The following is a 12179-nucleotide window of genomic DNA, read 5'->3' as shown; positions in this document are numbered from 1 at the left end:
GCTAAAAGGCTGCGCTTGTGATGCAGTCGCGCGATCCGGGGCGGCGTTGGCGCGTGGCGAAGCGGCCCTGATCAAGCCGCTCCGCCAATCGCTTCAGGCAGAGGACATTGCAGCCCTTGGTTTCGGCAGCATTTTTAGGCGGGTCATTTCTGTGTCGGTATCGTGGTCTCAATGCTCGCAGTCGTCTGCGGCTTTTCCATCTTTGTCGATTGCGCGCTGTGGCCCGGGCAGTCCGCCATCGCAAATGTCACGGACAAAACGAGCGCTGCTGTCGTCAAGAAAGCGAGTTTCATAGCTGTCTCCTGGCTTCGGTTTGGTGCATTGACCGGGTCATCCTAGCAGTTTTCGCACGGCGAGTCTCATCACGTCTCACCGCTGCGGCCCCGCATCGACAAGACCACAGCGCGCGGCTGCGCTCAATCCTTTAGAAAATGAATATGCGGGCGCTGCGAATGGGCCGAGATCTCCACCCGCGCATCGACATGAAACACGTCCTTTAGAAGCTGCTGTTGGATCACCTCTTCGGCTGTGCCATAGGCCACAATCCTGCCTGCCTGCATCACCATCAATGCATCACAGAACATGGCCGCATGATTGAGGTCGTGCAAGGCGATGATGCTGGTGATCGGCAGGCTGGAAATCAGTTTCAAGAGGCTCATCTGGTGCTGAATATCAAGATGATTGGTGGGCTCGTCAAGAATGAGTTCCTGGGGCTGCTGCGCCAAAGCCCGCGCGATATGCGCGCGCTGTTTCTCGCCCCCCGACAGGCTCTGCCAATAATCCTGCCGCTTGGCCTGCATGCCGGTGCGTTCAAGCGCATCCTCGACCGCATTTTCATCATGCCCCGTCCAGCCTGAAAACATCGACCTGTGCGCAAAACGGCCAAGCCTGACCACGTCGAGCACCTTCAGATTGGCATTGGTGGTAGCATGTTGCTCGACAAAGGCCACGCGTTGCGCGAGCTTGCGCCGGGATATCTTGTTTAGATCAGCCGCATCCAACAGCACGCGGCCACGCGTCGGGCGCCTCAGCCCGGCAAGCAGCCGCAGCAAGGATGTCTTGCCGGAGCCATTGGGTCCCAGAAGCCCAAGCATCTGGCCAGGCTTTGCCGAAAATGACACGCCATCCAGCACAGTCTTGCCGCCTATTGTCCAGCTGATATTTTCCGCCTTGATCGTCATGATGCGCGCTGAAACCGGTAAAGAATGATCGAAAAGAACGGCACGCCAACCAGCGCAGTCACCACCCCGATCGGGAGAACCTGCTGCGGAACCAGGGCGCGCGATGCAATATCGGCCAGCACCATGAAAATCGCTCCGCCGATCGCGCAGGCCGGCAACAAGCGGATATGCAGCGGCCCGACCAGAAAACGCGCCGCATGCGGGACAACCAGTCCAACAAAGCCAATGGAGCCGACCATGCTGACAATTGTCGCTGTCATCATCGCGGTCAGCGCAAACAATACAATGCGGGCGCGGCCAACATTCACGCCCAGCGATGCGGCGGCTTCGTCGCCAAAGGCAAAGGCGTCGAGCACCTGTGCATAAAACAGACAGATCAGCAGTCCCAGGGCAATCACCACAGCCACCAGCAGGAATTCTGGCCAGCGCACCCCACCAAAGCTGCCGAGCAGCCAGAACATCACATCGCGTGCCTGCTGGGCATTGCCGGATGTGGTGACAATATAGGAGGTCGCGGCGTTGAAAAGCTGCGAGGCAGCGACGCCTGCGAGAATGGTGCGATCAGCGCCGCCGCGCGTGCCATTGGAGAGAAGGGCAACAAACAAGAAAGCCAGAAACGCGCCGGCAAACGCGCCCGCTGACAGCGAGACCGCACCCGCCCCAAGACCCAGGATCACCACGGCGACCGCGCCGGTGGAAGCACCCGCCGAAATGCCAAGCACATAGGGTTCAGCCAGGGGATTGCGCAACAAGGACTGCATGATCGCACCCGACAGGGCGAGACCCGCACCACAGAAGGCAGCAACAAGAGCCCGGCTCAGACGATAGTCCCAGATGACGGTCTCATGAATGCGGTTGAGTTCAACCCCGGTCCAGCCGAGCCGATTGGTGACAGCAAAAAACGTGGTGGAAAGCGGGATTGGCAGATCGCCAATCCCCGTGCTGATGCCCACGACCAGAAGGATTGCCAACAGCGATAGCAGCAGCATGAACGCGCTCATCACGCCTGTCCCGATAGACTGGCGGCGCACCATCACTGAAGCAGGCCGAGCGCTTTGAGCTGTTCGGCGACCTGCTCTGCGCCATAAAGTGTGCGGATCGTCGGGTTCATCGCCTGTCCGTCCATAACCACAATGGCCCGGTTCCTGACTGCTGGCATTTCCTTGACCGCTGGGTCGGAATTCAAGAATGCGATTTTGGCTTCCGGCTTGTCGAGTTCCCAGCGATTGCGGTCCAGATTGGCAACGACGATGACATCGGGATTGGCCGCAATGATGCTTTCCCAGCCAAGCGTTGGCCATTCGGCCTTGGACTTGATGGCATTTTCACCACCCAAAACGTCAGCAATGTAACTGGATGCGCCATTGCCGCCACCCAGATAGGCGTCAGCGGAAGGCGACTGGCTGGAGAACCAGAATACATAACCAAGCTTCTTGCCGCCCGTTGCAACACGGCTCCGCAAAGCGGTTTCACGCGCCTTGAGATCGGCGATCAGCGCCTGACCGCGATCGGTCACATCAAAAATCTGCGATAGCTCGTCAATCTCCTGATACAGAAGATCCATGCTCCATAATTGATCGCGGCTGCCATATTCATCCTTGACCTCAATGGTGCTCAAACAAGTGCTTGGCGATAGATAGGTCGGGACACCAACCTTGTCGAAATCCTCGCGTTTGGCGACTTTGCTGCTCGGTCCCACCAGGCTTGGCAATGCTGCAGCAACAAAATCCGGGTCCTGCGCAAGCAGCGCTTCAAAGGTCGGAAACTCGACGGTCAGCAGCTTGACTTTCGCATTGGCAGCCGCAAGCTCAGGCAGAACCTTGCTCGGCCAGAATGCGGTGCCCGCCATCCGGTCCTCAAGACCAAGCAGGAGCAGGATTTCGGCGCTGTTCTGTCCAAGCCCGATCGCCCGCTGTGGTGCCTTGTCGAAGGTAACCTTGGCACCGCAATTCTCAAGCACCAGCGGATAATGCGTCGACGCCGCCACAGCAAGATCGACGGGGAATGCCAGCAGCGCCGAAAAACATGCGGCGGCCAGAAGAGACTTGATGGTGATCACGGGGGGAGATCCTCGGTTTCCTGCGGGGCTTATCAAGGCCTGTTGGGCCCGGATTTGCTATAATCCGAATGCATGTCGCAAAACAAGATCGAAGAACTCATATTATTGGCTTTTTCGGCGGCCAAACGCTCATGGGTTATTGCGCTTCACACCGCTGCGGCAGCCTGCGGTGAAGAAACCGCCTAGTCGGGACAATAAAGCCGGGCGCCGTCATCTTTTGCAAACAGCACGCAGGGCCCCTGCGACCCGCGCGGATCATAAGCAAAGCCCTTGCCGGTCAGGGCATGGGTGATGTCACGGATACCGGCAAGCCCATAAAGATGGTCATGCAATTCCAGAAAAACCCGCTCAATGCCCGGCAGATCGGCATTGGAAAGCAGATCACGCTCTGCCCCCTCAATGTCCATGACCAGAACGTTGATGGCGTGCGCGGTGATGAAATCATCAATATTGGCGGATGGCAGTTCCATGCGGCTCTGATAGGGGCCTTGGGCTTCATCCATCGAAGACATCCACAGATCCTGCCTGACATAAAAGACATGCGAGCGCGGCTGGCCAGCCGTGAGAATCCCTTGAGTCAAGACAACATTGTGAATTTCATTGGCAGCAATCACCCGCTCGGCAAGGGCTGCGGTGGCCGGGTTCGCCTCAAACGCCCAGACGGTGACATCGGGAATGCTGGCGATGGTTGCGGTGATAATGCCGATGCCCGCGCCGAGTTCCAGCACCCGGTCGCCGGGTTTGACCGCCCTGAAGACCGATCGTGCCTCCTTGGCCTCATAAGACTGGTTCTCGAGAGCCTGCCAGATGATCGGAGAAACCTCTTCCGAGGTGATCGGCACACGAATGCCATGTACGTTCAACACGTCTTTGCCCGGTTTCCCTGCGTCATGACGCAGTCGAGTTTGCGATGGCACCTGACCTAGCTGATTTGCAAGGCTACCGCCAGCGCTAAGCGATGCAACCAACAGCAAGGATCAGATCGCCGCTTTCAGATCGTAGCGATCCTTTTGATGAACATCGCGGAGCTCCGATGCCGGTACCGGCTTGCCGATCAGATAACCCTGGACCTGATCACAACCCAGCCGCTTGAGACATTCAAACTGTTCTTCCGTCTCGATCCCTTCGGCGATGGTTGTCATTTTGAGACTGCGACCAACGCCGGTCACAAGTTCAACAATCGCCAGTGCATCAAGGCGCGTCGTGACATCGCGGACAAAGGACCGATCAATCTTGATCTTGTCGAACGGAAAGCCGCTCAGACTCCCCAGAGAGGAGTAGCCGGTGCCGAAATCATCCATGGCAATCTGGATGCTGAGCGCCTTCAATTGCCGCAATGTATTTAGCGTCTGCTCGTTCTTGTCCAGCAAGACGGATTCCGTGATCTCCAGTTCCAGCCGCTCGGCGTCCAGACCGCTTTGCTCAAGCGCCTCGGTTACCGCCTCAATCAGGCCGGGGTTGCGAAACTGGACCGGCGATAGATTGACAGCAATCTTCAAGGGTCTGGTCCATCTCACCGCTTCCAGGCAGGCAGTCTTGAGCACCCAGTCGCCCAGTGAATTGATGAAGCCAATCCGCTCGGCAACCGGGATGAACTCCATCGGGGACACTGCGCCACGCACCGGATGGTTCCAGCGCACCAGCGCTTCATAGCCACAGATCTCTCTGGTGTCTGTCCGGGCCTGGGGTTGATAGAAAACGGTCATCTCGCCGTTGAGCAACGCCTTTTGAAGATCGGCCTCAAACGACTTCTTGTCGCGCAGCCGCGTTTGCATTTGCGACCGGAAAAGACTGGCATGGCCCGGCCCCAGCGCCTTGGCTTCATAAAGCGCCAGATCGGCATGCTTGAACAATTCCTCTGTATTCGGCTCACCCTGCGAGATCGCAACGCCAACGCAGGTACCAATCTTGATTTCCAGCTCGCCGATCAGATAGGGGCGGCTGATGGCCTCCATCAAATCTGAGGCAAGTGCGAGCGCGTCCGCTTCGGCAATGCCGGTGGTCAGAAGCGCAAACTCATCGCCGCCCAGTCGGCAGACCACGTCGCCATCCCTGCCAATCTTTGCCAATCGACTGGCAACCGCCTGCAGCAAGGCATCGCCGACATCATGGCCGAGTGTGTCGTTGACATCCTTGAAACCGTCGAGATCAAGAAGCAGGATGATCGCCGATTGCAGGCCACTTTGCGCTGCGCGCAACCGTTCTTCCAGATCCTGACGAAACAGCACACGATTGGGCAAACCCGTCAGCGCATCGTGATGGGCATCATGTTCAAGGCGATAATTCTGCGACTGCAGCTCGCCGGTCGCTTCCTGAAGGTCATTGGTCAGCCGCTGCATCTTGCCATGTGCGCGATCCAGCAGCTTGTTATGGCGCAACAACAGCAGAACCAGCACAACACCACACAGGATCAGCCCGGCTGCAAGGCCTGTATAGATGAGATGCAGCTGCCGTACTTCTGCCTGGGCGGTGTCGATTAGGCCGACATCATATTCGACCGCTGCTGACGCAAGCGCTGTCATCGGGCCGTCAAGCATGGCCATCGCCTGCAATTGCTGGCGCAGGCTCTCGTCATTCAACTGGTCAAAACCTGCGTCGAGACGATGCAGGATGTCGCTGAGTTTGAGAAAGAGTGCGCGACGTTGCGTGTCGTCCTGAATGAACGCACGCAGGTTGCCCTGCTGCAGCAATTCAAGGCGCCCCAGCATGATGTCAAGACGCAGACGCGCCTCTTCGCGACGATCGTCGCTTGGATCAAGCGCATAGGCCGAAAGCACATGCTCCAGCCGCATATATTCCGATACGGTCTGACCGATCGACCAGGAATCATTGTAGCGCGAGAATTTCTGAAGCGCAGTCTGTCGCTCGGCAATGACATAGGCAATATAAGCCGTTGCCAGCACGAAACAGAATATAATTACGCCCAGAATACGTCTCACATTTTGCCTCTATTCAACGATGAGCTTGGCAACCTGCCAGGCAGAGCGCGTGTAGTAGGTCTGACTCTGGAGCTGCGGGTCGCTGTCATATGGGTAAATGATGAACAGGGGGCCCTTGTCACGAACCGCCATGTAATTGCCGTCGCGCTTCATCGCCAGGATCACCTTGAACTTCTTGAAATCCTCCATCGGCAACGAACTGACATAGTCGTTCAACGCCACCGCTGTCACCTTCGTTCCCTTGGCGCCGACCAAACGCATCAGCTTGTCGATGGATACGCCCTCAAAGCGCACGCGACCATCATACCAGGGATTGGCCGTCTCAACGGTTTCGAGGCCGAGCGCCTCCAGCATGTCGCGGTCAAACTGGGCTGTATCGCCGACATTGGTATTGGCTATCTTGCCCGATATCACCAGAATGGGTTTTGCTACAGGATGGCCAAGCGGTTCAGCCTGGGCGCCGCCATTCGACAACAGCGACAAACACAAGCAAAGCGACAAGCAAAGGGATAGGCTAAAAAAGGATCGAATGAGTTTCATCGCATTTCTCCATGATAGTTAAGATCAGTAAAGAGAATTGCCTAAATCAAAGTGAAGATGGCACAATTTATCTATATATTCACGTGCTTATATAATTTGGTCGCGCACTATTTCCAGTTTGTGCACAAGTCAGGCCTCGTCGCGCAGCGCAATCCATTTGCCGTTGCCCGCGGTGCGGGTGTAAAGCCGCTTTCTACAATCAAGATCCATTGATCGCATTGTGATCGAATCTGCATTCGAAACCATGCAACGGGCCGAGCAGCAGCTTCGCCTGTCCCAAGTGATCGTTGCAAAATGGGGCGGCAAGGCTGCGATCAGGCCAGATTGCCCTAGAGGCTTTTTGGGGCAGCAGGCGAGAATGTGCGGGATGGTTGACAATCAACCTACTAGAAGGTAGATTAGCGCATGACCACGTTTTCAACCACTGCCGATGATATTCTTGCCTGTGCGAAAAGCCTCCTTCTCAAGGGCGGCTATAATGGATTCAGCTATGCCGATATCGCCGCCGTTGTGCTGATCCGCAAGGCAAGCATTCACCACCATTTCCCCAGCAAGGTCGATCTCGTCACCGCTCTCATCCAACGACACCATACCGAAACAAAGGCGGGATTTGCGCATCTTGAAGCGACGATCCCCGAGCCCGCCGGGCAATTGCGCGCCTATAGTCATTATTGGCGCGACTGTATCGAGGGTGGCGAAACCCCGTTCTGTGTCTGTGCGTTGCTGGCGAGCGAATTGCCGGTTCTGCCTGAGCCGCTGACTGCCGAGATCAAGGCCTATTTCAAGTCTCTGTCGCGCTGGTTGGCAGCCGTGCTCGAACGCGGGCAGGCGGATGGCTCGATCCGATTAAAGCATGCGCCGCAAATCGAGGCTGAAACCTTCATGGCTGGCATACATGGCGCCATGCTCTCGGCACGCGCCTATGGCGATCCGGCCATGTTTTCGAAAATTACCGAACCGCTTTTGCAACGCCTGACCGCGCGCTGACCGCACGGGCGTGATGCGGCGCCAGTCTCATCCAAAAATCTACCTTCTAGTAGGTATACCTGTTGATCAAGCCGCTTGTTTTCTGGAGTTTTGACATGTTTGGCATTTCCCCCTTAGGGTGGGTGCTCACGCTCGGTAGCCTCCCGGCAATCCCGCTCGCCCTTTACATGTTCCTGCGCTACGGGCGGATTGTGTCTGCGTCGCGGGCCGGCAGGCTCTATCTGCTGTTCATGCTGATTGGCGCATTGACGACCTTTCTCGTCGCGCGACAAACGGTGAGCGTTGTCATTGGCGGCGTGACGCTCGCAGTGCTGATCGCCGGCTATAGCGTCGGCCGCCTCAGCGTCTTGCGCGCTGCTTCGACCTATATTGAACTGCTGCTCAGCCTGTCAGCCTTTCTGCTGATGGTGCCGACGGTCAGCGAGATCCTGCGCCGTGTTCCCGACGGTCACCCGCTCGTCACCGAGCTGAATTCGCCGTTGTTGCTGGGCGCGCAGGCTGGCTTGCTAATTGTTCTGATCCTGGGCGTAACGCTGCAATTCGTCGCTCTCGCCCGGCGCAAGGGCCCGTCACTTTAAATGCGGCCGATTGAGCCATCAAACCCGCCTGCTGACGCGCCGCGTCATGGCGCAAAACCGCAGCGGCTTGCCTCGTCTCCTAGCCGTCCTGGCGCTCCAGATAGGGCAGGTCATAAGGCTCGATCGTGCCGGCAATGGTTTGAACGCGCAGCATCGCGCGTTCATGCGAAATCTGCAGATGATCAACCAGTGCCGCCTGTGCGCCGTTGAGATCACCCGATTGCAATGCGGCCACGATCGCGAGATGCTCGGGCAGAAATGGCTCTGTCGCAAACAGTCCTGACGTCCACTGATAGAGGAAGTGGTGGGCGACCAACAAGGTCTGTGGCAGTCGCACCGCTTCCAAAAGCGCCTGGTTGTCACAATATCCAAGCAGCTCGACATGAAGCTGCTGTTCCAGTGCGTCGAGCGTTGCCGCGCTCACCTGCGCAGCGAGCACGGCCGCGTCAAGATTGGCGCGCAGCCTGATCAGCAGATCTTCAGGCAGGCGCGGAAGCGCCTTTTCGAGCGCCAGCGGCTCAAGAACCCAACGAAGCTCGAAAAGATCATGCAGGCGCTTGTCCGTCAGTGCTGGCGCAAGCCAGCGGCCGCCTTCCGCCTTGTCGATGATACCCCGCTGCTGCAAGCGTGCGACCACGTCACGCGCGACCGTGCGACTGACACCATAATGTTTGGCCAGCGCCAGCTCATTGACCCGCCAGCTGGCAATCGACGTGCGGGCAAAGATCTCCCGCTCAATCCCACTATAGATGCGTTGCCAGCTCGGCAGGAACTGAATGGGGCCGCGCTTGGCCACCGCACCCTCATTTGAGCCTTTCACGTCCGCCGATGCTGCCACCACATAGCCACGGCGACCCTGCTCCTTTGCGAGCAGGCCCTGCGCTGCAAGTTCGACAAGTGCCTGGCGCGCGGGCGCGCGACTGATGCCGAAATGCTCAGCCACCCAGGTCTCGGACAAGCGCTGGCCTTCGACCAGACCACCATTGGCGATGTCGAGCGCAAGTCTGTCGCGCGCACTCTGATAAAGCCTGGGTGCTGCACCCCGCATCACAATGTCCTTCCACTGATCGGCCGCATTGCTCTCGCTATCCGCGACTGCGCAGATGAATAGGCCGGCCCACAACCGGTTTCAGATCCAGAAAGACCACGTTCAACGCATTGAGTAAAGTGGCCTTTCGCATTCTTGCCGTGCCCAATCGCTGAGGACGGAGCACGACAAGAGGTGATCCTGCATGGCCGCTGAGCGCCAGGAATTTTCATGGCGGACTGCGTTGACAGAGATTATTGTATAGTGCATGCATAAGACATTATGAGCTGGAGGAGTATCATAATGCAGCAGTCTGATCATGAGGCCGCCTTTTCACTCAGCGCGCTTGAGCGATTTTGCACGGAAGTTCTCACCGCCTGTGGCGCTGATGATGCGACCGCAGATGCCGCAACCCGCGCCATGATGCACGGCACCCGCCTTGGCGTGGACAGTCACGGTGTGCGTCTTTTGTCGCATTATGTCACCGCACTGCTCGGCGGCCGCATTAACAAGACACCAAGCCTTCGGGCGGTCCGCAGTTTCGGAGCCATCGAAACGCTCGATGCCGATCATGCCCATGGCGCTCTTGCGACTTTTACCGCGATGGCGCGGGCCACCGCGCTTGCCGATCAGTTTGGTATCGGTGCTGTCGCTATTCAGAACAGCTCGCATTTCGCCGCCGCCGGCGCCTATGCGCTTGAGGCCGCGCGTCAAGGTTATATTGGCATTGCGGTCTGCAATTCCGACAGCTTCGTGCGCCTGCATGACGGCGCCATGCGTTTTCATGGCACCAACCCTATCGCGGTCGGCGTTCCCACCACCGGACCCCAGCCGTGGCTGCTCGATATGGCCACAAGTTCAATCCCCTATAACCGCGTCATGCTCTATCAGAGCCTCGGCGTGCCGCTGCCACAAGGCGTGGCCTCCGATGCGGATGGCGTTGACACGCTTGAGGGAAAGAAGGCCGCAATGCTGGCACCAATGGGTGGTGAATTCGGCTTCAAGGGGGCAGCGTTGGCAGGGCTTGCAGAAATTCTCAGTGCCGTTCTCACCGGGATGACATTGAGTTTCGATATCGCGCCGATGGGCGGGCCGGATTTTTCCACTCCGCGCAAAATGGGGGCCTTTGTCCTTGCGCTCAAGCCGGACGCCTTTATCGACCCTGCGCTGTTTGACGCCGGCATGACCCGCTATCTTGACACGCTGCGCACGTCGCCGGCCCGACAGTCCTGCACTGTCATGGCGCCCGGCGATCGCGAATGGCAGGTGGCAAAGCAGCGTGATGCGCACGGTGTGAAGATTGATCCGGTGACGATGCAATCATTTGCCGATCTCGCTGCACGCTTTCACGTCGCCCCGCCTGCGCCGATTGAACAATCGGGCTGATCAGCACCATTGCCCCTCAGAGACGAGCGAAGATACATCCCGGGAGGAAATTGGGAATGGACACTTCAAAAAAGGCGCCATCTGGTGCCACACGCTTCCGTTATTTCATTCTTTTCATGTGTTTCATCGGTATTGCGATCAATTACCTTGACCGCGCCAATATGAGCGTTGCTCTGCCTTTCATCGATCAGGAACTCGGCCTCAACCTCACCAATACCCAAAAGGGTCTGATCCTGGGTGCGTTTTTCTGGGCCTATGACGGCATGATGCTGTTTGCTGGCTGGATCACCGACAAGCTGGGCGCGCGCAAAAGCTTTTCACTTGCCGCAGTCTGGTGGTCGGTCTTCACCGCGCTGACGCCGCTTGCCAACAGCTTCTGGAGCTTTTTTACCGTTCGCTTCTTTCTTGGCGCCGGCGAGGCACCGGCCTATCCCGCAGCAACCAAAGCGGCATCGCGCTGGTTTCCCAGAAACGAACGCGCCTTTGCAACTGCTGTCATTGATTCCGGCTCGCGCGTCGGGACTGTCCTGGCATTGCCCATTGTCACCTCGATCATCGCCTTTGCGACATGGCATTATTCCTTTATCATCTTGGGCGCCATCGGCATCGTCTGGGCGCTGCTATGGTATAAAACCTATCGGGATCCCAATGACCATCCACGCGCCAATGATCTCGAGCGTCAATATATCATCCAGAATGGCGCCCGTACCGATGACAATGACGATCTGGAAGCCCAAAAAATTCGCTGGATCGATCTGTTTCGCTACCGCACCGTCTGGGGAATGATGCTCGGCTTCTTCTGCCTGAACTTCGTCATCTATTTCTTCCTGACGTGGTTTCCGACCTATCTGAAGACCGCCCGTGGACTTAATCTCACCGAGCTCGGACTTTACGGCATGTTGCCCGGGCTTGCGGCGGTGGTCACCGCCTGGATCGCCGGCCTTCTGGCCGACCGGGCCATCCGCAGCGGCACCAATGTCACCACCGTGCGCAAGACGGTGATGGTCGGCGGCATGCTGGGCGGTGCAGCCATTCTGCCCGCCGCGATGGTTGAATCGCTCTACGCCGCGCTGTTCTTCCTCGCAGTCTCCTATAGCTCTCTGGCCATCGCCGCGACCGCGATCTGGTCGCTGCCGGCCGATGTTGCGCCAAGCTCGCACCATGTCGCATCGATTGGTGGCATTCAGAATTTTGCCTCCAATATCGCCGGGATCATCAGCCCGTTTCTGTTCGGATTCCTGCTCGATCAATTCGGGGGAAGCTACACACCCTCCTTTCTGATGGCTGCGATCATGGCGGTGGTTGGCGCGTTTTCCTATGCCTTTATCGTCGGCCGTGCCGAACCGCTTCCTGTGCTGCCGCCGCGGCATTAGAGCGCCGTGCGCCCTACCGGCGCCCAGACCTCGCCCTGCCAGATGCAATTTGCTGCATGATGCCTTAAGCTGATAGAAGTTTAAGGCATTATGCCGCGAGCCAGATCAT

At 57.8% G+C, this 12179-nt stretch carries 12 protein-coding genes; 4 read left to right on the top strand and 8 right to left on the bottom strand.

The window, feature by feature from the left end:
- Window positions 1-143: 143 nt before the first annotated feature.
- The 7 genes from CEV34_RS27115 to CEV34_RS20215 all read right to left on the bottom strand — a co-directional run bounded on the left by CEV34_RS27115 (window position 144) and on the right by CEV34_RS20215 (window position 6719).
- Complete coding sequence (locus CEV34_RS27115; RefSeq protein ID WP_153223153.1) at window positions 144-293, bottom strand: hypothetical protein; 150 nt, start codon at window positions 291-293, stop codon at window positions 144-146.
- A 123-nt stretch (window positions 294-416) separates the two neighbouring features.
- Window positions 417-1181: an ABC transporter ATP-binding protein gene (locus CEV34_RS20240; RefSeq protein ID WP_007880721.1), complete on the bottom strand. Its 765-nt coding sequence runs from the start codon at window positions 1179-1181 to the stop codon at window positions 417-419.
- A complete protein-coding gene (locus CEV34_RS20235) occupies window positions 1178-2182 on the bottom strand; it encodes a FecCD family ABC transporter permease (RefSeq protein ID WP_007880720.1) in 1005 nt (334 codons plus the stop codon). Before CEV34_RS20235 ends, CEV34_RS20240 begins: the two co-directional genes overlap by 4 nt.
- 32 nt (window positions 2183-2214) lie before the next feature.
- Window positions 2215-3240 (bottom strand): ABC transporter substrate-binding protein, encoded by a 1026-nt coding sequence (locus CEV34_RS20230; RefSeq protein WP_007880719.1) that lies wholly within the window; start codon window positions 3238-3240, stop codon window positions 2215-2217.
- Window positions 3241-3422: 182 nt separating this feature from the next.
- Entirely contained in the window at window positions 3423-4106 is a 684-nt protein-coding gene (locus tag CEV34_RS20225) for an FkbM family methyltransferase (RefSeq protein WP_112804449.1), read from the bottom strand.
- A gap of 111 nt (window positions 4107-4217) precedes the next feature.
- Entirely contained in the window at window positions 4218-6179 is a 1962-nt protein-coding gene (locus CEV34_RS20220) for a putative bifunctional diguanylate cyclase/phosphodiesterase (RefSeq protein WP_007880716.1), read from the bottom strand.
- Between the two features lie 9 nt (window positions 6180-6188).
- Window positions 6189-6719, bottom strand: coding sequence for a putative pterin-binding protein (locus CEV34_RS20215; RefSeq protein ID WP_007880715.1), 531 nt, complete (start codon window positions 6717-6719; stop codon window positions 6189-6191).
- Between the two features lie 405 nt (window positions 6720-7124).
- On the opposite strand from CEV34_RS20215, the gene CEV34_RS20210 reads away from it, so the two are divergent.
- The gene (locus CEV34_RS20210) at window positions 7125-7706 is read left to right on the top strand and encodes a TetR/AcrR family transcriptional regulator (RefSeq protein WP_064322806.1); all 582 of its coding nucleotides are present in this window, start codon (window positions 7125-7127) and stop codon (window positions 7704-7706) included.
- Between the two features lie 95 nt (window positions 7707-7801).
- Window positions 7802-8284 (top strand): hypothetical protein, encoded by a 483-nt coding sequence (locus tag CEV34_RS20205; RefSeq protein WP_007880712.1) that lies wholly within the window; start codon window positions 7802-7804, stop codon window positions 8282-8284.
- Between the two features lie 79 nt (window positions 8285-8363).
- Here the strand turns inward: CEV34_RS20205 and CEV34_RS20200 are convergent, their stop codons facing one another.
- The gene (locus CEV34_RS20200; protein WP_179253601.1) at window positions 8364-9332 is read right to left on the bottom strand and encodes a GntR family transcriptional regulator; all 969 of its coding nucleotides are present in this window, start codon (window positions 9330-9332) and stop codon (window positions 8364-8366) included.
- Window positions 9333-9614: 282 nt separating this feature from the next.
- On the opposite strand from CEV34_RS20200, the gene CEV34_RS20195 reads away from it, so the two are divergent.
- A complete protein-coding gene (locus CEV34_RS20195) occupies window positions 9615-10697 on the top strand; it encodes an Ldh family oxidoreductase (protein WP_007880708.1) in 1083 nt (360 codons plus the stop codon).
- A 56-nt stretch (window positions 10698-10753) separates the two neighbouring features.
- Window positions 10754-12070: an MFS transporter gene (locus CEV34_RS20190; RefSeq protein WP_007880707.1), complete on the top strand. Its 1317-nt coding sequence runs from the start codon at window positions 10754-10756 to the stop codon at window positions 12068-12070.
- The last annotated feature ends 109 nt before the right edge of the window (window positions 12071-12179 follow it).

This window comes from Brucella pseudogrignonensis (assembly GCF_002252525.1).
Taxonomy (GTDB): domain Bacteria; phylum Pseudomonadota; class Alphaproteobacteria; order Rhizobiales; family Rhizobiaceae; genus Brucella; species Brucella pseudogrignonensis.
Note: the sequence above shows the minus strand (reverse complement) of the source record. Positions and strands in the feature narration are given on the sequence as shown.